General features: G+C 64.5%; 27 protein-coding genes and 1 riboswitch. Of the genes, 10 read left to right on the top strand and 17 right to left on the bottom strand.

What is annotated here, in order from left to right:
• Positions 1 to 57 precede the first annotated feature (57 nt).
• On the bottom strand, positions 58 to 699 hold the full coding sequence (gene pdxH, locus ACPPVR_RS32635; RefSeq protein ID WP_426610630.1) for a pyridoxamine 5'-phosphate oxidase: 642 nt from the start codon (positions 697 to 699) through the stop codon (positions 58 to 60).
• Between the two features lie 113 nt (positions 700 to 812).
• Here pdxH and ACPPVR_RS32630 point away from each other — a divergent pair, with 113 nt between their 5' ends.
• Positions 813 to 1,220 carry an RT0821/Lpp0805 family surface protein gene (locus ACPPVR_RS32630; protein WP_426610629.1) on the top strand — a complete coding sequence of 136 codons (408 nt, stop codon included), beginning with the start codon at positions 813 to 815 and terminating at the stop codon, positions 1,218 to 1,220.
• Between the two features lie 168 nt (positions 1,221 to 1,388).
• Positions 1,389 to 2,354: a DnaJ C-terminal domain-containing protein gene (locus ACPPVR_RS32625; protein WP_426610628.1), complete on the top strand. Its 966-nt coding sequence runs from the start codon at positions 1,389 to 1,391 to the stop codon at positions 2,352 to 2,354.
• 399 nt (positions 2,355 to 2,753) lie between these two features.
• Here ACPPVR_RS32625 and ACPPVR_RS32620 read toward each other — a convergent pair whose 3' ends face one another.
• On the bottom strand, positions 2,754 to 3,527 hold the full coding sequence (locus ACPPVR_RS32620; RefSeq protein WP_426610627.1) for an anti-sigma factor family protein: 774 nt from the start codon (positions 3,525 to 3,527) through the stop codon (positions 2,754 to 2,756).
• A gap of 106 nt (positions 3,528 to 3,633) precedes the next feature.
• Complete coding sequence (locus tag ACPPVR_RS32615; protein WP_426610626.1) at positions 3,634 to 4,122, bottom strand: sigma-70 family RNA polymerase sigma factor; 489 nt, start codon at positions 4,120 to 4,122, stop codon at positions 3,634 to 3,636.
• A gap of 172 nt (positions 4,123 to 4,294) precedes the next feature.
• Here ACPPVR_RS32615 and fabI point away from each other — a divergent pair, with 172 nt between their 5' ends.
• The 4 genes from fabI to ACPPVR_RS32595 all read left to right on the top strand — a co-directional run bounded on the left by fabI (position 4,295) and on the right by ACPPVR_RS32595 (position 8,130).
• Positions 4,295 to 5,101, top strand: a complete 807-nt coding sequence (gene fabI / locus ACPPVR_RS32610; protein ID WP_426610625.1) for an enoyl-ACP reductase FabI — start codon at positions 4,295 to 4,297, stop codon at positions 5,099 to 5,101.
• A gap of 14 nt (positions 5,102 to 5,115) precedes the next feature.
• Positions 5,116 to 5,715, top strand: a complete 600-nt coding sequence (locus tag ACPPVR_RS32605; protein WP_426610624.1) for a histidine phosphatase family protein — start codon at positions 5,116 to 5,118, stop codon at positions 5,713 to 5,715.
• A gap of 87 nt (positions 5,716 to 5,802) precedes the next feature.
• Entirely contained in the window at positions 5,803 to 6,891 is a 1,089-nt protein-coding gene (gene aroC, locus ACPPVR_RS32600) for a chorismate synthase (RefSeq protein ID WP_426610623.1), read from the top strand.
• Between the two features lie 48 nt (positions 6,892 to 6,939).
• Positions 6,940 to 8,130, top strand: coding sequence for an adenylate/guanylate cyclase domain-containing protein (locus ACPPVR_RS32595; protein WP_426610622.1), 1,191 nt, complete (start codon positions 6,940 to 6,942; stop codon positions 8,128 to 8,130).
• A gap of 21 nt (positions 8,131 to 8,151) precedes the next feature.
• Here ACPPVR_RS32595 and ACPPVR_RS32590 read toward each other — a convergent pair whose 3' ends face one another.
• Complete coding sequence (locus tag ACPPVR_RS32590) at positions 8,152 to 8,916, bottom strand: hypothetical protein (protein WP_426610621.1); 765 nt, start codon at positions 8,914 to 8,916, stop codon at positions 8,152 to 8,154.
• 100 nt (positions 8,917 to 9,016) lie between these two features.
• Here ACPPVR_RS32590 and ACPPVR_RS32585 point away from each other — a divergent pair, with 100 nt between their 5' ends.
• Entirely contained in the window at positions 9,017 to 9,511 is a 495-nt protein-coding gene (locus ACPPVR_RS32585; RefSeq protein ID WP_426610620.1) for an N-acetyltransferase family protein, read from the top strand.
• 8 nt (positions 9,512 to 9,519) lie between these two features.
• On the opposite strand, the gene clpS is transcribed toward ACPPVR_RS32585, so the two are convergent.
• From clpS to ACPPVR_RS32560, 5 genes are read right to left on the bottom strand one after another with little or no spacing between them, the layout of a single operon-like run.
• Positions 9,520 to 9,825: an ATP-dependent Clp protease adapter ClpS gene (gene clpS, locus ACPPVR_RS32580; RefSeq protein WP_426610619.1), complete on the bottom strand. Its 306-nt coding sequence runs from the start codon at positions 9,823 to 9,825 to the stop codon at positions 9,520 to 9,522.
• A gap of 41 nt (positions 9,826 to 9,866) precedes the next feature.
• Positions 9,867 to 10,208: a DUF190 domain-containing protein gene (locus ACPPVR_RS32575; RefSeq protein WP_426610618.1), complete on the bottom strand. Its 342-nt coding sequence runs from the start codon at positions 10,206 to 10,208 to the stop codon at positions 9,867 to 9,869.
• 2 nt (positions 10,209 to 10,210) lie between these two features.
• Positions 10,211 to 10,639: a fluoride efflux transporter CrcB gene (gene crcB, locus ACPPVR_RS32570; RefSeq protein ID WP_426610617.1), complete on the bottom strand. Its 429-nt coding sequence runs from the start codon at positions 10,637 to 10,639 to the stop codon at positions 10,211 to 10,213.
• 6 nt (positions 10,640 to 10,645) lie between these two features.
• Complete coding sequence (gene crcB, locus ACPPVR_RS32565) at positions 10,646 to 11,035, bottom strand: fluoride efflux transporter CrcB (protein WP_426610616.1); 390 nt, start codon at positions 11,033 to 11,035, stop codon at positions 10,646 to 10,648.
• Between the two features lie 19 nt (positions 11,036 to 11,054).
• Complete coding sequence (locus ACPPVR_RS32560; RefSeq protein ID WP_426610615.1) at positions 11,055 to 12,260, bottom strand: MFS transporter; 1,206 nt, start codon at positions 12,258 to 12,260, stop codon at positions 11,055 to 11,057.
• Between the two features lie 115 nt (positions 12,261 to 12,375).
• Positions 12,376 to 12,453: riboswitch (Fluoride riboswitch) on the bottom strand.
• A gap of 222 nt (positions 12,454 to 12,675) precedes the next feature.
• On the opposite strand from ACPPVR_RS32560, the gene ACPPVR_RS32555 reads away from it, so the two are divergent.
• Positions 12,676 to 13,545, top strand: a complete 870-nt coding sequence (locus ACPPVR_RS32555) for a DUF1194 domain-containing protein (protein ID WP_426610614.1) — start codon at positions 12,676 to 12,678, stop codon at positions 13,543 to 13,545.
• A gap of 168 nt (positions 13,546 to 13,713) precedes the next feature.
• A complete protein-coding gene (locus ACPPVR_RS32550) occupies positions 13,714 to 14,349 on the top strand; it encodes a hypothetical protein (protein ID WP_426610613.1) in 636 nt (211 codons plus the stop codon).
• A gap of 133 nt (positions 14,350 to 14,482) precedes the next feature.
• Here the strand turns inward: ACPPVR_RS32550 and ACPPVR_RS32545 are convergent, their stop codons facing one another.
• The gene (locus ACPPVR_RS32545) at positions 14,483 to 15,124 is read right to left on the bottom strand and encodes a carboxymuconolactone decarboxylase family protein (protein ID WP_426610612.1); all 642 of its coding nucleotides are present in this window, start codon (positions 15,122 to 15,124) and stop codon (positions 14,483 to 14,485) included.
• 140 nt (positions 15,125 to 15,264) lie between these two features.
• Positions 15,265 to 16,323 (bottom strand): class I SAM-dependent methyltransferase, encoded by a 1,059-nt coding sequence (locus tag ACPPVR_RS32540; protein WP_426616230.1) that lies wholly within the window; start codon positions 16,321 to 16,323, stop codon positions 15,265 to 15,267.
• Positions 16,324 to 16,577: 254 nt separating this feature from the next.
• On the opposite strand from ACPPVR_RS32540, the gene ACPPVR_RS32535 reads away from it, so the two are divergent.
• Complete coding sequence (locus ACPPVR_RS32535; RefSeq protein WP_426610611.1) at positions 16,578 to 17,171, top strand: hypothetical protein; 594 nt, start codon at positions 16,578 to 16,580, stop codon at positions 17,169 to 17,171.
• 4 nt (positions 17,172 to 17,175) lie between these two features.
• Here the strand turns inward: ACPPVR_RS32535 and ACPPVR_RS32530 are convergent, their stop codons facing one another.
• The 6 genes from ACPPVR_RS32530 to ACPPVR_RS32505 form a co-directional block, all read right to left on the bottom strand.
• On the bottom strand, positions 17,176 to 18,423 hold the full coding sequence (locus ACPPVR_RS32530) for a class I SAM-dependent RNA methyltransferase (protein WP_426610610.1): 1,248 nt from the start codon (positions 18,421 to 18,423) through the stop codon (positions 17,176 to 17,178).
• The gene (locus ACPPVR_RS32525; protein WP_426610609.1) at positions 18,416 to 19,150 is read right to left on the bottom strand and encodes a TlyA family RNA methyltransferase; all 735 of its coding nucleotides are present in this window, start codon (positions 19,148 to 19,150) and stop codon (positions 18,416 to 18,418) included. The genes ACPPVR_RS32530 and ACPPVR_RS32525 overlap by 8 nt, the downstream gene beginning before the upstream one ends.
• A gap of 26 nt (positions 19,151 to 19,176) precedes the next feature.
• A complete protein-coding gene (locus ACPPVR_RS32520) occupies positions 19,177 to 19,731 on the bottom strand; it encodes a nucleoside 2-deoxyribosyltransferase (protein WP_426610608.1) in 555 nt (184 codons plus the stop codon).
• A gap of 37 nt (positions 19,732 to 19,768) precedes the next feature.
• Positions 19,769 to 21,697 carry a 1-deoxy-D-xylulose-5-phosphate synthase gene (dxs, locus tag ACPPVR_RS32515; protein WP_426610607.1) on the bottom strand — a complete coding sequence of 643 codons (1,929 nt, stop codon included), beginning with the start codon at positions 21,695 to 21,697 and terminating at the stop codon, positions 19,769 to 19,771.
• A gap of 587 nt (positions 21,698 to 22,284) precedes the next feature.
• Entirely contained in the window at positions 22,285 to 22,536 is a 252-nt protein-coding gene (locus ACPPVR_RS32510; protein ID WP_008132970.1) for an exodeoxyribonuclease VII small subunit, read from the bottom strand.
• A gap of 73 nt (positions 22,537 to 22,609) precedes the next feature.
• Positions 22,610 to 23,539 (bottom strand): histone deacetylase family protein, encoded by a 930-nt coding sequence (locus tag ACPPVR_RS32505; protein WP_426610606.1) that lies wholly within the window; start codon positions 23,537 to 23,539, stop codon positions 22,610 to 22,612.
• Positions 23,540 to 23,569 lie beyond the last annotated feature (30 nt).

Genomic DNA, 23,569 nt, shown 5'->3' with positions numbered 1-23,569 from the left:
CCGCGTTAGCGCAAAGTGTGCAGCGGCTTTCCGAAAAGATCATGCTCAAACAAAATGTTAAGGATACATCCGCGTCTTGGACCATGGCTGGCCGGCCGCGTCACGGCGAAATTCGATGCGGTCGTGCAGGCGGAATGGGCGGTCGTGCCAGAACTCGATGCGCGAGGGTGTGATGCGCCAGCCGCTCCAGCCCGGCGGCCGCGGCACTTCCCCGATGACGTGCCTGGCCGCGACTTTTGCGATGGCTTGTTCGAAGGCGAAGCGGCTCTCCAGCTCTTGCGACTGCTTGCTCGCCCAGGCGCCGATCTGCGCCTGCTTGGGGCGGGTGGCGAAATAGGCGTCGGCCTCGGCCTCGGTCACCGGCGTCACGTTGCCGCGGATGCGGACCTGTCGGCGCAGCGACTTCCAGTGAAAAAGTAACGCTGCCTTAGGATTTGCGGCGAGTTCGCGGCCCTTCTGGCTCGCGATGTGGCTGTAGAAGACGAAACCCTCGATATCGAAGCCCTTCATCAGCACCATACGCACGTCGGGCAGGCCGTCCGGGTCGACGGTTGCGAGCGCCATTGCGTTCGGATCGTTCGGTTCGCTCTTGATCGCCTCGTCCAGCCAGGCCGCAAACAGCGCAAAAGGCTCGTCGGCCGCGGTGAAATCACCGGATGTTAAGGGTGTCTGGTGTTTCATCGAGGTCGTGTCGGTCATGTCTGGAGTCCGAGTTGCGTTCCGCGGCCCAAAACGCGTTGTTGTCCGCTACCGCCCTATATAGGGCATGGGGGCGCGTTGGCCTATCGGCGATGCGGCCGTCCGGGTTCGCCATGACGATGATTCTGATCGGGCTCGGCGCAGGCGGATGCAGCTTTTCCCGCAGCGACACCACTGCTTACGCCAAGGCCGACGATAGCGACCTCACCGGCTCGGTCGCGCGGCCGGCGAAGCTGGCCGCACCAACCGAGACCGATCTCGCCTTTGCCCGCAACGCCGCCTCCGACGTGCTGAGCATAGGCGACAAGGATGCCAGCCAGCACTGGGAAAATCCGGAGACGGGCGCGCGTGGCTCGGTCACCCCGATCGCGCAGTCCTATGCCGCCGAAGACGGCCGCAAGTGCCGCGATTTCCTGGCGAGCTATGTCAACGGGAACACCGAAAGCTGGCTTCAGGGCGCCGGCTGCCAAAGCAGCCGTGGCCGTTGGGAGATTCATACGCTAAAGCCGTGGCGGAGTTGAGCATGATCCGGAAAAGTGGAGGCCGGTTTTCCGATAAGATCATTCTCCAAACGTAGAGAATCGACCCGGTCGGCTAGTTGCAAAAATACCACTCGCCCCCCACATGAAGTCAATGTGGGGCGGGGAGCCCTTTGAACATACCGATTTTCCCTAGAGGAGACGTGACGGATGCGCGACCCCTATGAGGTCTTGGGGGTGCCGCGGAGCGCCAACGCTGCCGCGATCAAGAGCGCCTATCGCAAGCTTGCCAAGAAGCACCATCCCGACAGCAACAAGGATGATCCGAAGGCCGCCGAGCGCTTCTCCGAGATCAATTCGGCGAACGAGATCATCGGCGACGAGGACAAGCGCAAGCAGTTCGACCGCGGCGAGATCGACGCCGACGGCAAGCCGCGCTTCCAGGGCTTTCCAGGCGGCGGCGGTGCGCGCGGTCGCGCGGGTCCCGGCGGGTTCGAAAGCTACACGTTCCGCGGCGGTGGCGCGGGCCCCGGCCAAGGCTCGGGCGGGTTCGAGGATATCCTCAACAGCATGTTCGGCGGCGGGGTGCGCGGTGCGCGGCCCGGGGCCGGCGGCGGTGCCCAGTTCGAGTTCGACACCGGCGGGGTCGGCGTCGATCTCGATCTGAACGTCGCCATGACCGTCTCGCTGGAAGAGTCGGTGCAGGGCGGCGAGAAGCGCGTCCGGCTGCCGACGGGCAAGGAGCTCAACGTCAAGATTCCGGTCGGCGTCGTCGAGGGCCAGCAGATCCGGCTGAGGGGGCAGGGCGAGAATGCGCAGGGCCATCCGCCCGGCGATCTCCTGATCACCATCAGCATCGCGCCGCACCCGTTCTTCAAGTTCGAGGGCGCGGACCTGCGGATCGACCTGCCGGTCACGCTCTATGAGGCGGTGCTCGGCGGCAAGGTCCGTGTGCCCACGCTCGGCAATGCGGTCGAATTGTCGGTCCCGAAAAACACCTCCAGCGGCCGGACCTTCCGTCTCAAAGGTAAGGGCTTGCCGAAATCAGGCGGAATCGGGGATCTCTTCGTCGTTATCCGGATTATGCTACCGGACGGGAACGACGCCGAGCTTGAAGCATTGATGGAAAAGTGGCGGGACCAACACCCCTACAATCCACGTAGCGGGCTTGGCTAAAGCGTGATTCGGAAAAGCGCGCAGCGGTTTTCCGAGAAGATCATGCGCAAACAAGTAGCTAAAGCGCGAGCCATCGCGCCTTAGGGCGAGATCGCAACTGAAGGGGTTCTCCTAAAGGCTGAGAGCACTCTCGCAGGAGATGATGCTCATATGCCTGAGGCGCGGTAGCGCTTCACGTGTTCGACGTGTCGGCTGTCCGGCGGGGCAGCCGATAAAAAGGTGCGGCCTCGAGAGGGGGACCAGCGCGGTACCAAAAACCCCAATCGAGGCCGCCCGCGTCGATCGGCGGATCGAACGCTGCTCATTTTCGCGTGAGCATCCAGTGCGATAATGAGACGCACGCATGTCAGATTCCAAATTTTCAATGTCGGAATCGAGGCACCGCATTCGCGTGGTTGTTCAGCCGCCGTTTTTCTCCGCCTGGTCGTAGACGGCCTGCGCCAGCTTGGTCAGCCGGTCACGGTCGCCGCCGCCGCCGCTGACGACGTAGCCGACGCCCCGCTCGGCCCAGAACAACGCCCCATCCTTGTCCGTCTTGGCGTAGCGCATCTGCGTTGCGCCGTTTTCGGTCTTGGCGGTGTAGATCGTGTAGCGCTCGCCCGAGGCGCCTTCATACATCAGGAAGGACGCCGGCCCGCTCGGCCCCGGCAGCAGCCGGCCGCCGACGAGCTTCAGCCCACTCGCCTCCAGATTGGGCGCGAACACGGTCCAGCCGCAGCGCCGGGTCAGCCAGGCCTGGAGATGGTCGCGCTCGTTGCCGCCGACCTCGACGGGATGGCGCACCTCGACGACATAGAGGCGGTGGGCGTCGAGCGCGTCCGTCGTAAAGCTCTGGAAGGTCGAGGGCGCGTTGGTGGCGCCATGCGCGACCCAGCCGGCCGCGCCGCCTGCGACGAAGGCAACCAGTGTAGCCGCGACGGCACCGTAGAGCCATTGCCGCGGGCGGCGCTCCAGCCGTTCGAGCTCCAGCCGTGCCGGCACCGGCTCCTGGGCGACGCCGTCGTAGCGGGCGTGCAGCATCTCCGCCATGGCGCGCCAGGATTGCACCCGCTCGGCATCCTCGGGGTGGCTGGCTAGCCATGCCTCGACGTCGGCGCAGCGCTCGGCCGGCAGCTCGCCGTCAACATAGGCGTGCAGTTCGTCTTCGGTCACTGAAATGTTGTGGTCGTTCATATCGGTCGTCTCTGGCTCTGCGGCCCAAAATATCGTTCGCGGCTTACTTGCGTCTCGTCCCTCTGCATGTGGAGGATGCGACATACGCCATGCATCAACCCTGCCATCATTTCACCCGCCTGAGCGCCGGGCGCTCACCTTCCAGCGACGCTTTAACGTGGGCCCTTGCCCGCGCCAGGCGCGACATCACGGTGCCTATCGGAACACCCTGGATGTCGGCGACCTCGCGGTAGCTCATGCCTTCCAGCATCACCAAGAGCAGCACCGAGCGTTGCTCCTCGACCAGCGTCGAGAGCGCCCTCTCGATGTCGCGCCCCTCGGCTTCGGTCCCGCTGGCATCCGGGTTGTTCTCCGTCAGTTGCATGAATTGCGGTCGCCTTGCCAGCGAGCGCCGCCGGTTCTTGTTGAGGTTGGTCAGGATCGTGTAGAGCCAGCTCCTGACGTCGCCTCCGAGAAACAATTGCTCCGAACGCAACGCACGCACCAACGTGTCCTGCACCAGATCGTCGGCTGCGTCCGCGTCGCGCGTGAGCGCGCGTGCGTAGCGGCGCAACGCCGGGATCATGGCTTCAACACTCTGGCGAAACGCACTCATGCCGTCTTGACGTCCTTCACCTTCGGCGCGAACGCCTCAACGATCATAACACCCGAGCGGAACGGCTATTCCAGCGCTCGAAACAGCGTTAACGCCGCGTATTAGGACTGTACCGCAGGGGAGGGCTGGTGTACCTCCAGATCTCAACCCAGATCGACGGGACCTTAAGGAAATGGCGCAGAATTCAGGTCTGATGCAGGGTAAGCGCGGGGTGATCCTCGGGGTTGCCAACAACCGCTCGATCGCCTGGGGCATCGCCAAGGCATGCCACGCCGCCGGCGCGGAGCTCGCATTTACCTACCAGGGTGATGCGCTGAAGAAGCGGGTCGAGCCGCTGGCTGCCGAAGTCGGCGCGCTCGTGCTCGGCCATTGCGATGTCACCGACGCCGCGACCATCGATGCGGCCTTCGATACCCTCAAGGAAAAATGGGGCAAGATCGACTTCGTCGTGCACGCGATCGCCTATGGCGAACAGCTCGACGGCCGCTACGTCGACACCACGCCGGAAAACTTCTCCAAGTCGATGCTGATCTCCTGTTACTCGCTCACCGCGCTCGCGCAGCGCGCCGAGAAGCTGATGACCGACGGCGGCTCGATCCTCACACTGTCTTATTACGGCGCCGAGAAGTGGATGCCGCGCTACAACGTGATGGGTGTGGCGAAGGCCGCACTCGAAGCCAGCGTGCGCTATCTGGCCGCCGATCTCGGCGTGAAGGCGATCCGCGTCAACGCGATCTCGGCCGGCCCGATCAAGACGTTGGCATTCGCCGGTATCGCCGATTCACGCCAGCTCTTGAAATACAACGAGGTCAACGCGCCGCTGCGGCGCAATGTGACGATCGAGGAGGTCGGCGACAGCGCGGTGTATTTCCTGTCGGACATGTCGCGCGGTGTCACCGGCGAGGTCCACCATGTCGATTCCGGCTACAACGTGCTGGGCATGATGCGGCCTGACGCGCCGGACACATCGAAAGACTGATCGCCGCCCCGACAATGCCCGCGCCCACGATCTATTATCTTCGCCACGGCGAAACCGACTGGAACGCGCTCGGCCGACTGCAGGGCACCAAGGACGTTCCGCTCAATGCGCGCGGCCGCGGCCAGGCGGTGCAGGCCGGCGGCATTCTCGCCGACCTCCTCAAGCGCGACGGCCGCGACAAGGCGGCATTGCCCTATGTGTCGAGCCCGCTCGGCCGCGCGCGCATGACCATGGAACTTGCGCGCGGCAAGCTCGAATTGCCGCCTGCCGACTACGCGCTCGATGATCGTCTGCGCGAGATCGGCTACGGCGTCTGGGAGGGGCTGACCCTGGCCGAGAGCGAGGCGACCAATCCGGACATCTATGCGAGGCGCCTCGCCGACAAATGGACGGTGGGCCCTGCAGGCGGCGAGACCTACTCCGATGTGCAGGTCCGCGTCCGCGCCTGGTACGACGAGCTCCGGACCGACACCGTCGCGGTCGCCCATGGCGGCACCTGCCGGGCCCTGATGGTCTCGCTCGGTATCGAGACCCCAGCCAGCGCTGCCGAGCTCTACATCGAGCAGGGCACCGTCTACGTGTTCCGCGACGGCCGGCTGGAGAAGTATAGTTAGACCCTGCAACCGTCATTCCGGGGGGGCTTGCGGGTTTGACCCCCAGCGCCCCGCGCGTTACCACACGCCGGAACCGAGCGAGCAGCGATGTCCTTCAACACCTTCGGCCACATGTTCCGCGTCACCACCTTTGGCGAGAGCCACGGGGTGGCGATCGGCTGCGTGGTCGACGGGTGTCCGCCGATGATCCCGCTCGCCGAGGCGGAGATCCAGCAGGACCTCGACCGCCGCCGGCCCGGCCAGTCGCGCTTCACCACCCAGCGCCAGGAGCCGGACCAAGTGAAAATCCTGTCCGGCGTGATGGCACATCCGGAGACTGGCGTGCAGGTGACGACGGGCACGCCGATCGGGCTCCTGATCGAGAACACCGACCAGCGCTCGAAGGATTATTCCGAGATCAAGGACAAGTTTCGGCCGGGTCACGCCGACTTCACCTACGAGGCCAAATACGGCTTGCGTGACTATCGCGGTGGCGGCCGCTCCTCCGCGCGCGAGACCGCGACGCGGGTTGCCGCCGGCGCCATCGCGCGAAAAGTGCTGCCCGATGTCAAAGTCCGCGGCGCGCTGGTGCAGATGGGGCCGCACAAGATCGACCGCGCCAAATGGAACTGGGACGAGATCGCCAACAATCCGTTCTTCTGTCCCGACAAGGACAAGGCCGCGTTCTTCGAGACCTATCTCGACGGAATCCGCAAGAGCGGCTCCTCGATCGGCGCTGTGCTCGAGATCGTCGCCGAGGGCGTGCCGGCAGGCCTCGGCGCGCCGATCTATGCCAAGCTCGATGCCGAGCTCGCGTCTGCGATGATGAGCATCAACGCGGTCAAGGGCGTCGAGATCGGTGCCGGTTTTGGCGCGGCCGAATTGACCGGCGAAGAGAATGCCGACGAGATGCGCACCGGCAATGACGGTACGCGCTTTTTGTCCAACCATGCCGGCGGCGTTCTGGGCGGCATCTCCACCGGCCAGCCGGTGGTGGTGCGCTTCGCGGTGAAGCCGACCTCGTCGATTCTGCAGCCGCGCCTGACGGTCGATCGCAGCGGCGCCGACACCGAGATCATGACCAAAGGCCGCCACGACCCCTGCGTCGGCATCCGCGCCGTCCCGGTCGGCGAAGCCATGATGGCCTGCGTGCTGGCGGATCACTTTTTGCGCGACCGCGGGCAGGTCGGGCGGTAGCCCTCCGCGCGGCTTGACGGCTCCACAACTTCATCCGCAAATGCGCGCATGAAAACCTCCGAGCTCCAGCGCATCATCAATTGGCTGATCGACGGCGCCAGGTCATCTCGCGGGCCGGCCGAGATGATCGCCGACGCCTGTGAGCAACTGGTCGCGGCCGGCCTGCCGCTGTGGCGGTTCGGCATCTTCATCCGTACGCTGCATCCCGAAATCTTCGGCCGCAACTTCATCTGGCGGGAAGGACAGGAGGTCGAAATCGGCACGGTCGATTTCGAGATTTTGGACACGCCGGAATTTGCCCGGAGCCCGTTGCGGATCGTGTTCGAGGAGGGGCTGGAAGTCAGAGGACGCATCGACGAGCTCGACACCAAGCGGTTTCCGTTCCTGGAAGACATGCGCGCCGAGGGCGTCACCGACTACATCGCCACGCCGATGCGGTTTCTCGACGACTCGATCCATGCCTTGAGCTGGACCACGCGGCATCCCGGCGGTTTCAGCGATGACGACATCGCGACGATCCGCTCGATCGTGGCACCGCTCGCGCGCGTCAGCGAGATCGTCACCCTGCGCCGTACCGCCGCGACGCTGCTCGATACCTATGTGGGAAATCGCGCCGGCGAACGCATCCTTGCCGGGCAGATCCGGCGCGGTCACAACGACACTATGCAGGCCGCGATCTGGTTGTCGGATCTGCGCGGCTTCACCGCGCTGTCCGACCGGCTGCCGCCCGAAACGGTGGTGGAGATCCTGAACCGCTATTTCGACTGTCAGGTGACCGCGATCCGCGCCCATGGCGGCGAAGTCCTGAAATTCATGGGCGATGGCCTGCTCGCGGTGTTCCCGATCGACGAATATGTCGGCGACGCCGGGCATGTCTGCGCGCGTGTGCTGGAAGCCGCGCGCGAATCCCGTGCCAGCGTCGAGGCGCTTGCGCATCCGGTTGGCGACGTGATCGAGCGCTTCCGCTTCGGCGTCGCCCTGCATGTCGGCAGCATCCTCTACGGCAATATCGGCGGCGGCGACCGTCTCGACTTCACCTGCATCGGCCCCGCCGTCAATCTCGCGGCACGGCTGGAGAAGATCGCCGGCCGCACCGGTCGGACGGTGGTGGCGTCGGAGGCTTTCGCGAACATCCGCCGCGAAGGCTGGCGCGAGCTCGGCGAATTTCCGATCGCGGGATTTTCCAAGGCGCAGCGCGTTTATGGGCTGGCCGAGGAGACGCCGGTGGTGATGGCCTAGCGGATAGCGCGGCCGACGAAGCTAGTCAGCGCGGACATAGGACTGCCTCAGGCCAAGCGTCAGGATCGTCAGGGTGATCCACAGCCGGAGCATGGCGAAGGAGAAGATGAAGACGAAATAAATCAGGTTCTTGATGAACTGCGTCGCTGACGACGTCTGCCAGAAATTCCAGATCGCGCTCCGCACCCATTCCTGTCCATAGGCAAGGGCGACGTTGACGATGCCGAGCACGATCACGGCTGCTCCGAGCCACAGACCGCGCCGGGCGAATTCGCCGATCGCGGCAAACAGTGCGATCTTGCCGTCGTCGCGATCGGCGCGGACGATCATGAGCAGCACGATGGCGGCGATCCATGCGCTCCAGAACCGCCCGGGATGGGTGAACTGGTCGAAAGCCATGCCGTCGAGTCCGAACATGAGGTGCGGTCCGAACCCCTGGTGGCCGATCGCCTCCGCGGCGAGACATGCAGTAAGCATCAGAAGCGTGACCCGCCAGAAGATCGAGAAGGAGAGCCTGAACTGCTGGATCATCGTCAGCTCGCTGAGCGAGGACTGACCGCCGGCCGCTTCGATTGACCGTTGCGCGGTCGCAAAGAAGGCCAGCAGTACCGAGATCGCGGCGATGATCGTTGCCGGCAACGCCACGCCGCCACCGCCGAACGCGATCACCCGCATCGCGGCCGCCAGGACCAGCCAGGGCAGGGCATGCAGGAGCTTGAACGGACCGAATGAGGTTTCGGGGCGGGCGGGCCGGAGCTCGAGCTGTTTGCGCAGTGCGGTTGTCATCGTATGGTCGTGACACAGGAGATTAAACCTGTGGTGGCGAGGATCGGTAAAATTGACGCGAACGCGGGGCTATGCTCCGACGCAATCAACGAGGCCGCCCATGACCGTCGAGTTTCGCCAGATTGAGGTCGCCGACACGGATGCCTTTCGCGCCGCCGTCGATGTCGTTGCCCGCGAGCGCAAATATATCGCGCTCGTTGAGGCGCCGCCGATCGAGCAGGTCCGCGCCTTCGTTGCCCGCAACGTCGAGCGCGGCTATCCGCAGATTGTCGCCGTCGCTGACGGCGCCGTGGTCGGATGGTGCAACGTGCCGCCCGCCGGCCGCGCCGTCTCGGCGCATGTCGGTGATCTCTTCATGGGGCTTCTGCCGGAGTTCAGGGGCAGGGGATTTGGCGAGAGGTTGCTGCGGCAGGCCGTTCAGGCCGCGGACGTTTTCGGATTCCGGCGTATCGAGCTCGGCGTGTTCGCGACCAACACCGCTGCGGCAGCTCTCTATCGCAAGGTCGGGTTTGTCGAGGAGGGCACCAGGCGGATGGCCATCCTGGTCGACGGCATCTATCACGACGAAATCATCATGGCGCGCCTCAAGAACTAGCTCGCGCCCTACTCCTCCGGCTCTGTCGTAAACAGCAGCGGATAGCCTTTCGTGCGGGCGGCGTCGGTGGCGCGGGTGGCCTTGGTTTCGGCGACATCCCTGGTGAACACGGCGACGACGCAGGCGCCCAGCTTGTGCGCGGTGATCATGACCTTGTAGGCCTGATCCCCGGTCATGCGGAACTCCGCCTTCAGGATCATGGTGACGAATTCACGCGGCGTGTAGTCGTCGTTGATCAGGATGACCTTGTGCAGCTTTGGCCGCTCGACCTTGGTCTTGGTCCTGGTTTTCGGTGTGGTGACAGTGTCGTTCATTCCGCCTCCCGGATACGGCGGGCTTGGGTTCCTGCCGGCGATCAGCTTGCGGCCTTCTTACCATATTGCAGGACCTGCACCTTCTCCAAGGTGATCAGCCCGCTCGACATCATGCCATCCAGGATGGGCAGGAATGCGTTGATGTTGTCCTCGCCGTCGACGATCTCGATCAGCAACGGCAAATCCTCCGACAGCCGCAGGATCTTCGACGTGTGCAGCCGGCTCGACTTGCCGAAGCCCATGGGGCCGCGCAGCACGGTGGCACCGGCAAGGTGCAGCTCGCGCGCCATCAGCACGATTGCTTCATAGAGCGGCTTGCCGTCGCAATAGTCGCTCTCGCCGATGAAGATGCGGAGCGAAACTGCCTGACTGGGAATTTGCATGGTCAGCTCCTTTTCAATCGATTGTAGCGGCTCGCCATCATATGTCCGAGCCACACCGACACCAGCCAGCAGACGACGGAAGCCGCGACATAGGCGAACGCGGTCAATTTCATGCCGCCATGGAACAGGCGGAAGGTTTCCAGGCTGAAGGCGGAGAAGGTGGTGTAGCCGCCGCAGAACCCGGTCATGACGAACTGCCGGTGCTCGGGCCGCGCCAGCACGCGGCCGTCCGGACCGGTCAAGGTCGCATAAAAGCCGATGATCATGGATCCCGTGGCGTTGATGAACAGCGTCGCAAACGGAAAACCCGGACCGATGTCGAGCACGAGCGAAACGAAATAGCGCGCCAGCCCGCCAAGGATGCTTCCGAAGGAAACCCAGGCATAAAGTATCGCGCTTGGCCAGCGGTCGGTGAAGGAGGGTATTTTCATCTGGCTCTAGCCTCCAAAGCCATCGGCGAGGAAGAAGCCGCAACTGACCGCGAGGAGGCACAGCCCGACCGAGAAGGCGACGTTGCCGAGCGCAGAGAGCGGCTCGCCGTTGCGGGCGAGTGTCAGCGTTTGCAGGCTGAACGAGGAGACCGTGGTGTAGCAGCCGAGGAAGCCGGTCACCGCGAACAGCCACGGGTTGGGCGAGGCGAAGACCGAGCCGGGATGCGTCGCCAGCGCGCCAAAGATGCCGATCAGGAAAGCGCCGCTGACATTGATGGTCATGGTGCCCCAGGGGAACGTTTCGCCCAGCCGCCGCGCGATCGCGCCGGAGACGAAATAGCGCGCGCAGCCGCCGAATATGCTGCCGATCACGATTGCGATCACTCCGCTCAGCACGATGTATGGCCTCCCGTCATCATTTGCCTTTCTCTGCCAGCCCGTTGCCGATGGCGAGCAGCCCCACCAGCGCTGCCACCGCAAAGCCGAGGCCTGCGAGGAATGTTACGGCCGGGCCGTAGGCGTCCCACAGCGCGCCGGCGATCACGCTCGCGGCCAGCAGCGCCAGCCCCGTGAACAGATTGAAATAGCCGAACGCGGTGCCCCGCAAGCTTGGTGGTGCAGTATCGGCGACGAGCGCCGAGAGCAACCCCTGGGTCAATCCCATGTGCAGTCCCCACAACACGACGCCGAGCGCGAGGCCCGCAAGGCTCGGCAGCAGCGCGAGCGCGAGATCGGCGCCCGCGAGGAAGACGAGGCCGAGCGCGAGCAGGGCGGTCCGGTTGATCCGGTCTGAGAGCACGCCAGCCGGATAGGCGGAGAGTGCGTAAGTGATGTTCATCAGCACGAGCACCGCTGGCACCCACATCGCATTGAGGCCGATGTTCTGGGCGCGCAGGATCAGAAAAGCCTCGCTGAAGCGCGCGAGCGTGAACACGACGCCGACCGCGACGACTCGCCAATAGACTGCGCCGAGCTGCCGCATCGCGGCGGAGTTGATCGGATTCTTTGCAGGTTCCCGGTTTGCGTCCGGCTCCGGCTCGCTTACCGCAAACGCGATCAGGCCGAACGACAGGAACGCCGGCAGCACGGCCACCCAGAACACGGCGGCAAAATTGTCCGCCGTCCACCACATCAGGCCGATCGCGGCGAGCGGGCCAACGAAGGCGCCGATGGTGTCGAGCGATTGCCGCAGCCCAAAGCTCGCGCCGCGCGAGCCCGCGGGCGCGATGTCGGCAATCAGCGCATCGCGCGGCGCGCCGCGGATGCCCTTGCCGACGCGATCGATGAAGCGCGCCGCAACCAGCCAGCCGACACTGGGAGCAAGGGGAAACAGCGGCTTGGTCAAGGCGGCAAGTCCATAGCCGAGCGTGGCAAGCAGCTTGCGGCGACCGAGCCAGTCCGACAGCGCGCCGGAGAAGATTTTTGTAATCGAGGCGGTCGCCTCCGCGATGCCCTCGATGAAGCCGACGGTGAGTGTGGAGGCGCCGAGCACGGTAACGAGATACACCGGCAGCAGTGCGTGGATCATCTCGGAGGAGATGTCCATCAGCATCGAGACGAAGCCGAGCACCCAGATCCCCCTGGGCAGCCCCGCGCGCGCTGCATTCGGTGTCGTCGTCACGTCATTGCCTTCAAGTCTCTTCCTTCAAGTCCCGACCTTCGTCATCAGGCAACAAAAAACCCGCCTCCGGCGGGTTTCTCCATGCTCCCGCCAAAGGCAGAGGCTGATTGCCTCACCTTAAGCAGGAGTCATCAGCCCACTACGATCGTCGACCGCCGGGCGGTTGTCGGGGGACTCCATCCCCATCTGTGCGGTCAGCCTAACATGGAAATCGCGCGGGACAAGTGGGCGGGAACTGCGCTCCCGTGGCTCGCATGCGCGGCGACGCAAGCATGGCGACATGACGGCGGTTTCGCGCAACGCACGAAAACCATGCCGCGCGAATTCCTAACTCGAATGTGAAGCACAAACGATCTTCGCACTTTGCGGCAAGCCGTTTGCATGTCACCATCGCGTCATACGACGGGAGACTGCGATGCGCATGCTGTTCTCGATCGGGGCTGTGCTGGTGGCCGGCGTGCTTGCCGGAGGGGACGTCGCGGGGATCGCGGCGCCAGGGCCTAAATTTGAACCGGCGCGAAATCAACCGCAGCGGCAGGCAGCCGACGGGGATGCGCAGTCGGTTGATGTCGAGCTGATCCTCGCGGTCGACGTCTCCTACTCCATGGACATGGACGAGCTCGCGATTCAGCGCGAGGGCTACGCGCAGGCGATCCAGTCGAAGGAGTTCCTGCAGGCGTTGAAGGCGGGCCCCAACGGCCGGATCGCCGTGACCTATTTCGAATGGGCGGCGTCCACCGACCAGAAGATCATCATCCCCTGGCGGCTGATCGATGGACCGGAGACCGCGGATGCGGTCGCCACCGAGATCCTGAAGACGCCGATCCGGCGCGCCTCGCGCACCTCGATCTCTGGCGCGATCACTTTCGCGATGCCGCTGTTCGACGAGGATCCCTATCACGGGCTTCGCCGTGTCATCGACATCTCCGGCGATGGCCCCAACAACAACGGCAGCCCGGTCACGTTGGCGCGTGACGCCGCGCTCGAGAAGGGCATCGTCATCAATGGTCTGCCGATCATGGTCAAGGAGCCGTCCTATTCGACCATGGATATCGACAATCTCGATTACTATTACGAGGATTGCGTCGTCGGCGGTCCCGGCTCCTTCGTGATCACGATCAAGGACCGCGACAAGTTCAAGGAAGCGATCCGCACGAAGCTCCTGATGGAAGTCGCAGGCCGCACGCCCGAGCGTCCGGTGGTGCGGGTTGCCGACAAGGACAAGGAGCCGCGCGTCAGCTGCACGATCGGCGAGAAGATCTGGTCGGACCGCTGGGGGCGCTGAGGCGCACACCCCGATGAGACCATTTGCCCCGTCGCACCCGGCGGTTGAAATTAACCGCTTGTTAACCACGGCGTGGCCCTAATCAGAATTGTGTCTGAATGTTTCTGACGCTCCTTGCCAGTGCTCGACAGCAAGCGGGTTCGTCGGACCCATTCGTCGAGCAAGTCCATGGCCATCGTCACGCAAAGCACCAGCCAGATTTCGCCCGCCAATGAGCGGATGTATCACCAGAGCGCTCTGCTCGGTGACTGGAAGGGCAATTGGGCCGGCAACAACCAGCCCGTCGGCTTCAAGGTCGTGAACATTCGCGGCAGCCGTGCACAGGTCGAGTACACCCACAACGGCCACACCGACCGCGGTTTTGCCCAGATCAGCGGCTCGCTTATCACCTTCGGCTCGGTCACGGTCGGCACCAAGGACGGCAAGAACCTGGTGCTCCTGTTCTCGGCGGGCGGCGCCGGCAAGCAGACCGCGTCTCTCGAAAAACAAGCGCCGCCGGCCTCCGACAGCAGGCTGATGGGAAGCTGGGGTGGCTATTCCAGCGACAACGGCAAAAGCGCGAGCTTTCGCGTGCTCGCCGTCAACGGCAATGAAGCGGAGGTCAGCGTCACCACCGACGGCATCACCCGCCAGGGCACCGGCATCGTCTACAAGAACGTCATCATGTTCGGGCAGTCGCAGATCGCAACGGATGACGGACAGAACGGCAAGATCATCTACCAGGTCGGCACCAAGTCGTTCGTGGTGCCGGTGACGAAATATCCGCCGGCGGATTCATCGTCTTCGGTGGACAGGACGGCGTAGCCGTTTACGGCTGCTTGTCGCTGGATTGCTTCGCTGCGCTCGCAATCGCTGCTGTCAAATCCGTCATCCCGCCGCTGAAGAAGCGGCCACCTCAGGGTGATGGTGATAGAGTTCTCAGGGCCTGTGTGCGCTTCTACTTGGCCGCAAGCGGCGGCAGCGGCGGAACGCTGTCGTTCGGCGCTTCGGCCTGCATCGTGATCAGCGTCATCGAGACGAGGTCGTAATAGCCGATCAGGCCGATGATATCCATGATGCCGCGCTCGCCGAACTTCTGCTGCGCCGAGCGATAGACCTCGTCGGACACCTTCTTGTCGCGATAGAGCGCCATCGCGAGATCATAGAGCGCGGCCTCGTCATCCTTCATCGCCTGCGGCCGCACGCCGCTTGCGACGTCCTTGGCGACCTGCGGATCGAGCCCGGCCTTCATCGCCAGCGGGTAATGCGCGAACCATTCATATTGCGCCGTCCATTGCCGCGCGGTGATCAGGATGGCGAATTCGCTCAAGCGCGCCGGCAGCGACGAATTCCAGCGCAGATAGTCCGACATCGCCGAGAGCTTTGGCGCAAGCTCGGGATTGCGGATATAGGCGCGGTAGGGCGGGTTGGCGAATTTGGCATTGCGCGGCGGCACCGCGATCGCATCCGCCCATTCCTTCTGCGGCGGCGTGAGCTCGTCCGGCTTCAGCGGCGTGAAGCTGGTCGGCTCGCTGGCGCGGCCTGCTCCCGAGATCGTCACAGCGAACAGCACAGCCAGCGCCAGGCCAAGATATCTCATCGTCATCCTCCCATTCGGCGGACTATCGCCGCCTTGTTCGACGCCAGCTTACGTTGCGGCGCGAGGGAGGCAAGGATGCCGACGCCGGGCGAGGCTGCGGCATCGGCATGGCCGCATGCACACGCCCGGCATGATGGGGATCAGACCCGTGCCTCCAGGATCAGGTTGAAGGGCGTCTCCGCGGCGCGGCGGAAGCGCGACAGACCGCCCTCGCTGGCGACCTTGCGCAGCCTTGCCTCGCCGGCTTGCGCGCCCAGCGCCAGGCCAACCTCCTGGTCGAGCGAGGCCGGCGTGCAGATCATGGTCGATGCTGCATAATAGACGCGTCCGACCGGGTTGAGATTGTCTTCGAGGCGATCGTTGGCGAACGGCTCGACCAGCATGCATGTGCCGTCCTTCGCCATGGATTCGCGCACGTGACGGATGGCGCCGACGGGATCGCCCATGTCGTGCAGGCAATCGAAGAAGCAGACGAGATCGTAGCCTTCGGCCGGGTAGGTTTTGGCGGAATGAACAGCGAAGGTGGCGCGATCGCCAAGCTTGGCTGCAGTCGCTCCCTTCCGCGCGGCCTCGATCGAGCCCTCGTGATAGTCAAAGCCGTAGAAGCGCGAGTTCGGGAATGCCTCCGCCATCAGCCGTGTCGAGACGCCGTGCCCGCAGCCGACATCGGCAACCTTGGCGCCGCGCTTCAGCTTGTCCACGACGCCGTCGAGCGCGGGCAGCCACTCCTGCACCAGATGATGCATGTAGCCGGTGCGGAAGAAGCGGGCCGTGCCGCAGAACAGGCACTCGCTGCGCCGGTTCCAGCCGACGCCCTTGCCGCTCTTGAATGCGTCCGAAACCTTCGGCTCGTCGAGAAACGCCGAGGCAATGACGTTGCCGAAGGCGCCGAGGAATACCGGGCTGTCCTCGTCGGCCAGCGCCATCGCCTGCTCCGGCAGCATCGAGAATTTTCCCGATGCGGAATCGTATTCGATGTAGCCGGACGCCGCTTGGCTCGACAGCCATTCGCGCACATAGCGCTCCGCCGTTCCGGTGGCACTCGCGAGTTCGGACGAGTTCATCGGTCCTTTTGCGGCGAGGGTGCGGTAGAGACCGAGCTTGTCGCCGAGCAGGACCAGCGATGCATTCATCGCCGCACCGAACTCGGTGACCATCTTGCCCATAAAGGCATTCAACCTGTCGGAATTGACCTCCATGACAGCCTCCATACAGACGTTGGGCATTCTCAAGGGTCCGCGCAATTGCGCGCTATAATCCGCGCCAAGCCTTCGCGATCAAAGCCGCGGCCTGGGCTTGCGCATCCTTTATGTGGGTCAATCCGGCGCGGGGGAGGTTCAACGCGTCGGCAAGACGTAATCCTGGAACTGGATCAAGCGATGTGCGGCGCCCCTCCACTGGCATTCGCGCGATCCCGGGGGTATAATTTGGAACCTTTTCGACGGAAGCCTGAATGTCCAGCCTCGCGCGTTCTTGCGGTCTCGCAGCACTCCTCGCCGTGCTTTGCCTCGGTGGAGCACCGGTTCATGCGCAAGTTGCGCCGATGAGTTATTGGATACCGGGCGGAGCTTTCGGCTTTGGCGGCAGTGCCGGCCAGAGCTCGGATACCTACGGCAATTTTCCGAGCTTCGATCCCAGCGGGCGCACCAATTTTGCGAACGGCTTCTTTGTCGGCAGCCAACGCGGCACCCTCAATTGGAGCGGCCTCAGCCAGACCGGTCCAGCCGGCAATTTCAGCGCGCTCTCCTATGACAGCTCGCAGTTCGGTTACAACACCAAGATTGCGGGCGGCTTGCCCGTGACGTTCTTTGCCGGTTTCGACACGCTGAAATACGGCAGTGGCATCGGCAGCTCGGTGGCGCCGCTGACCTCCGGCGCCGCACCTGGCTATGGCGCGTTCGGGGGCGTCGAATTCAAGCCGACCTCCAACCTCAGCCTGACGTTCGGGGCCGGGTTCACCCAGCAGGACTCGGGCCGCATGGACAGCGATATCAGATCGAACATGCTGCCAGGCGAGTCGCCCGCGCTCGGCGCGCTGCGGCGTTAAGACATCACCGGGTAAAGCGCGCCACCAATTCCACATGCGGCGTGTGCCGGAACTGGTCGACCGGAACCACGGTTTCGATCTTGTAACCGCCATCGATGAGCAGCCTTGCGTCGCGAGCGAAGGTCGCGACGTTGCAGGAGACCGCGATCACGACCGGCACCTTGCTCGCAGCGAGCCTTAGCGCCTGCGCCTGCGCGCCCTGGCGCGGGGGGTCGAACACCACGGCGTCGAAGTCGCGCAGCTCTGGCGACACCAGCGGACGTCGAAACAGGTCGCGCGGCTCGGCCGTGATCGGTTTCAGCCCCGGCGTGCGCGCGGCCTTGGCAAGCGCGGCAACGGCGCCGGCATCGTTGTCATAGGCGGTGACGCGCGCTTTCTCCGCGAGCCGCAACGCAAAGGGACCGACGCCGCAGAAGAGGTCGAGCACGTCCTTGGCCTTGCCGACGCGCTCCGCGACGAGTGCAGCAAGTGTTTCTTCGCCCGCGACGGTGGCTTGCAGGAACGAGCCCGGTGGCAGCGTCACCTCGGCGCGGCCCATCTGCAGCGTCGGTGGCAGGCGTTGCAGCACCAGCTCGCCATGTCGCGTCAGCCGCGCCAGACGGTGCTGTTCGGCGACGCGCGACAGCGCGGTGACCAGCGGTGTCGGTAGCGGGCCGGAGCCGCGCACATCGACATCGAGGCCGTTGGCGGTGGCGGTGACCTGGATGTCGAGCGGTTTCGTCACCGGCATTTTTGACGTCAGCGGCTCGGCGACCGCCCAGGCGGCATCGAGCGCGCCGTCGAGCGCGGGATCGAGAATGGGACAGCGATGAATCGGGATGACGTCGTGCGAGCTTGCTGCGGAAAAACCGACCTTGAGCACGTTGTGCGTGCCGAACCTTCCGTGCAGCGTGACGCGCCTGCGCCCCACACCATGCGCGTCGACCAGCGGCGCGACCTCGCAGTCTATGCCGGCCTGCGCCAGCGTCTCGACCACGATGCCGCGCTTCCAGGCCTGATACGGCTCGGGCGCCCAGTGCTGGATCGCGCAGCCGCCGCAGACGCCGAAATGCGGGCAGAACGGCGCGATGCGCTCGGGACTTGCGGTCTCCACCGCGAGCAGCTTGCGGCGGTCGGGATGGTGGCCCGCGACATGATCGACCTCGACGGTCTCGCCGCCGAGCGTATAGGGCACGTAGAGCGTATCGCCTGCGTCGAGCGCGACGCCGTCGCCGCGATGGCCGACGTGATCGATCTTCAATCGCTCAACCACGGCGCGCGCCCAGGAAGAATTCGATGTTGCCGTCGCCGCCTGCGATCGAGGAGGGAAACACCGCGATGTCGGTGCAGCCGAGCGAGGCGGCAAATGCTGCGAGGTCGTCGCAGATTTCCTGGTGCACCGCGGCGTCGCGGATGATGCCCTTCTTGTTGTGCTTCCGGTCCGCCTCGAATTGCGGCTTGATCAGCGCCAGCAGGCTCATCGGCGCTGCGGCCAGCGACAGCGCCACCGGCAGCACGGCCTTGAGCGAGATGAAGCTGACGTCGATGACGACGACATCGGGCCGCGCCGGCAACCGCTTGCCCTCATAGGCGCGGATGTCGGTCTCTTCCATCGACACGATCTTGGGATGACCGCGCAAAGATGCATGCAATTGGCTGGTGCCGACATCGATGGCAAATACCAGGCTCGCGCCGTTCGCCAGCAGCACCTCGGTGAAGCCTCCGGTGGAGGCGCCGACGTCGAGGCAGACATGATCCTCTATATCGATCGGGTAGCGCTCGAGCGCGCCGGCGAGCTTGACGCCGCCGCGCGAAACATAGGGGTGCGCGGGCTCGGCCCGGATCACCGCGTCCTCCGCAATGGTCTCCGACGGCTTTGCGACCTGCTTGTCGTTCGCGGTGACCAACCCGGCCTCGATCGCCGCGCGCGCCCGTGCCCGGCTCTCGAACAGGCCGCGCTCGACCAGCAGAACATCCGCGCGCTTGCGGGGAGTGGACATCGGCTCTCCGGAAAAGACTGATGCGCTTATGGTGCGATCAATCGCGCAGCCGCCATCCGGACGCAAGCCTCGAACGCGGCCAGATCGTGCCAGACGTCGATCGGCATCGCGGCCGGTGTTACCAACGGGCAGCCATGCAGCTCCAGCGCGTGGATCATCATGAGGTTATCGACGAGACCAAAATCCTCGACGGTCAGCCCCTGCGCGTCGACCAGCCGCCCGTCCTCGGTCGTGACGTTCATGAAGCGGCCGACACGGTCGGCATAAGTGGCGGGATCGTTGGAATAGGCCAGACAAAACTTGCGACGGCCGGCCATGTAGCCGAGCTCGTAGACGGTGCCGGGATCGGAACCAGCGCCGCGGAACGGTGTGAGATTGGCGATGATGGCGTCGGCATCGTTCATCATGGCCTCGTTGCCGGCAAAGATCTGCCGCGAAGCGTCGGGCGCGGCGAGGTCGATGGCGTTGTCGAGGGGATAGAGACCGGTGAGCCCATGCGCAGCGCAGATCGCGGCCTTGCGCCGGCCGATCTCAACCCCATCCGGCAGAAACACGTCAGGGCCTGCCAGATAGATTTTCATGAAAGTCGCGCTGTTCGGCGAAGGTCGAAGCTCGCCGTCAGGCGAGCTTGACCGTCTCGGTCTTGACGTCCTTGCCGAGCGCTTCAAACACCTTGGCGATGATACCCTTGGCGTCGAGACCGGCGCGGCCGTACATCGCGGCCGGGGTGTCGTGGTCCTGGAACACGTCGGGCAGCACCATGGAGCGGAAGCGCACCAGGCCGCTGTCGAGCGCGCCCTGGTCGGTCAGGTACTGCGCGACATGCGAGCCGAAACCGCCGACCGAGCCTTCCTCGATCGTGATCAGGATCTCGTGGTCGCGGGCGAGCTTGAGCACCAGCTCGGTGTCGAGCGGCTTCATGAAGCGCGCGTCCGCAATCGTGGTGGAGAGGCCGTGAGCTGCGAGCTCGTCGGCGGCCTTCTCGCATTCGGCCAGACGCGTGCCGAAGGAGAGCAGGGCGATCTTGTTGCCCTGCCGGATTACGCGGCCCTTGCCGATTTCGAGGGGAACGCCGACGTCGGGCATCTCGATGCCGCGGCCTTCGCCGCGCGGATAGCGCAGCGCGCTCGGGCGGTCGTTGATCGCGACCTGCGTCGCTACCATGTGCACGAGATCGGATTCGTCGGCCGCGGCCATGATCACCATGTTCGGCAGACAGCCGAGATAGGCGTTGTCGAACGAGCCGGCATGCGTCGCGCCGTCGGCGCCGACGAGACCGGCGCGGTCGATGGCGAAGCGCACGGGCAGGTTCTGGATCGCGACGTCATGAACGATCTGGTCGTAGCCGCGCTGCAGGAACGTCGAGTAGATCGCGCAGAACGGCTTGTAGCCTTCGGTCGCAAGACCGGCGGCAAACGTCACCGCGTGCTGCTCGGCGATACCGACGTCGAAGGTGCGGTCCGGGAACGCCTTGTTGAAGATATCGACGCCGGTGCCCGACGGCATCGCCGCGGTGATGGCGACGATCTTGTCGTCCTTCTCGGCTTCCTTGACGAGGCTCTGGCCGAACACGTTCTGATAGGCCGGTGCATTCGGCTTGGATTTGGCCTGGGTGCCGGTGGCGACGTCGAACTTGACGACGGCGTGGTACTTGTCTGCGGAGGCTTCCGCCGGGCCGTAGCCCTTGCCCTTCTGCGTCACGACGTGGACCAGGATCGGGCCGGTCTCCATGTCGCGGACGTTCTTCAGCACGGGCAGCAGATGGTCGAGGTTGTGGCCGTCGATCGGGCCGACGTAATAGAAGCCGAGCTCCTCGAACAGCGTGCCGCCGTCCATCATGAAGCCACGGGAATATTCCTCGACGCGATTGGCCCGGTTGGCGAGCACTTTGGGCAGACGCTGGTTGATCTGCTTGGCCGCCTCGCGCAGCGTGCGATAGGTCTTGCCGGAGTAGAGCCGCGACAGATAAGCGCTCATGGCGCCGACCGGCGGCGCGATCGACATGTCGTTGTCGTTGAGGATGACGATCAGGCGCGAGTTCATCGCACCCGCGTTGTTCATGGCCTCATAGGCCATGCCCGCCGACATCGCGCCGTCACCGATCACGGCGATAACGTTGTTCTTGCCGCCGGCGAGGTCGCGCGCGACCGCCATGCCGAGGCCGGCGGAAATCGAGGTCGAGGAATGCGCGGCGCCGAACGGATCGTAATCGCTCTCGCTGCGCTTGGTGAAGCCGGACAGGCCGCCGCCGGTGCGCAGCGTGCGGATGCGATCGCGCCGGCCGGTGAGGATCTTGTGCGGATAGGCCTGATGGCCGACGTCCCAGATCAGCCGGTCACGCGGCGTATCGAAGACGTAATGGATCGCGGTGGTGAGCTCGACCACGCCGAGGCCAGCGCCGAAGTGACCGCCGGTCACCGAGACCGCATCGATGGTCTCCTGACGCAGCTCGTCGGCGACCTGGCGAACCTGCTCGACCTTCAGCTTGCGCAGGTCGTCCGGCGTCCGGATGGTGTCGAGAAGCGGCGTTTTACTGTATTCGTTCACAGCGATTTCCAATTTGTCAGCGCCGGAAAGTCATTCCGGTGCGCGATGGGTTTGCACAATATCGGCGCAGCGCGAGTCCTCAAACCGTGGGAGCCACCTGCATGGGGCAAAGCCCCGTCTTCAAGCTTAGGTGAGCTTAAGTGCGCTCCGGTTCAGTCTCTGTGATCCCTGTCACTTCGATCGGCTTCGTCCGTCCCAGCCAATTTCATTAGCGATTTGAAACGCTTGTCGTCGGTAATCGATGCCCACGCAAGGCTAACAAAAAGCCACACTCCGCGCAGCTTTACACCAAAGCTTGGGCCAAAGCCAACCCGCCGGACCGATTACGGGCATACCCGTGCAACCCGCGGGCCAGAGTGGTTAATCGCGGCGTCGACGGGTGGTTCCTATCTTGCCCGGTTCCTTGGCAGGATTTTGGGCGAGAGCAAGGCCTTTTTGGACGGATTCGAGAGGCTCGGACGCCCTCGCGAGGGAGTTCCTCAATCTTCATGGCCCAGCTAGCCGGCCTCATGAGCGGAGGAACAGCGTGCGATCATGAAAAATTGCAGGCGGCCGATGCCCAAAACGGGCGGCTTTGAACGGGGCGCTTACTGCACGTCGAGCGGCGCGGTGCCCGTGGCCTGGCCGCTGGCATCGGTGGTGATCTTGTCGACGCGCGCCTCGGCCTGGCGCAGCAGCTCCTCGCAGCGGCGCTTCAGCGCTTCGCCGCGCTCGTAGATCGTGACGGATTCTTCGAGCGGCACCTTGCCGTCCTCGAGCCGCTTCACGATCGTCTCGAGTTCCTCGATTGCGCGCTCGAAGGTGAGCCGGGAGACGTCGACTTGGGTGTTTTCGGCCATATCCGTTTCCGATTGCCCGATTCGCTTCTCTTGCAAAACAGCAGAGTTTTGCGGGCTTAATGTGGCGGGGTCGTCAAGCGCCCATCAGGGCGCCGACATGCGCCGTAACAGATTCTTTCAGTCCTTGCAGATCATAGCCGCCCTCAAGCACCGAAACAATTCGGCTGCCAGCGGTCTTGTCGGCAAGGTCCATCAGCTTGCGCGTCACCCAGGTATAATCCTCCGCGCGCAGATTGAGCGAAGCCAGCGGATCGCGATAATGCGCGTCGAAGCCTGCGGAGATGATGAGGAGCTCGGGGCTGAACTCCGTCAGGCGCGGCAGGATCAAATTCTCGAACGCGGTGCGGAATTCGGGGCCGCCGTCTTCGGAGGCGAGCGGCGCGTTGACGATGGTGTCGTGGTCGCCGCGCTCGCCGATCGCGCCGGTGCCCGGAAACAGCGGCATCTGATGCGTCGAGCAGTACATCACGGTCGGGTCCGACCAGAAGATGTCCTGCGTGCCGTTGCCGTGGTGCACGTCGAAATCGACGATGGCCGCGCGCTTGATGCCGTATTTGCGCTGCGCGTGGCGCGCGGCGATCGCGACATTGTCGAAGAAGCAGAAGCCCATCGGCTTGCCGATCTCGGCGTGATGGCCGGGCGGGCGCACCGCGACGAAGGCGTTGCGATGCTCGCCCGCCATCACCGCTTCGGTCGCCGCGACCGCGCCGCCGACGCCGCGCATCACCGCTTCCCACGTGCCCGGCGACATCGAGGTGTCGCCGTCGAGATAGACCTGGCCGCTGGTCGGCGCGATGTGGCGAAGCTCGGTGACGTAGTCCTCGTTGTGGCAGAGCGCGACGAGATCGAGATCGCCCTCCGGTGCCAGGTCGCGCGCCAGGAACTGGAAGCGCTCAACCGACAGCGCTTCTTCCACCGCACGCAGGCGGTCGGGCCTTTCAGGATGTCCCGGCGGCGTGACGTGGTCGAGGCAGGCCTTGTGGGAGAGGAGAAGCGTGCTCATTAGGTCGGCCTCACTGGGTACGGGCTCTCG

Origin of the sequence: Bradyrhizobium sp. McL0616, assembly GCF_049993385.1 — a bacterium.
Classification (GTDB): Bacteria; Pseudomonadota; Alphaproteobacteria; order Rhizobiales; family Xanthobacteraceae; genus Bradyrhizobium.
Note: the sequence above shows the minus strand (reverse complement) of the source record. Positions and strands in the feature narration are given on the sequence as shown.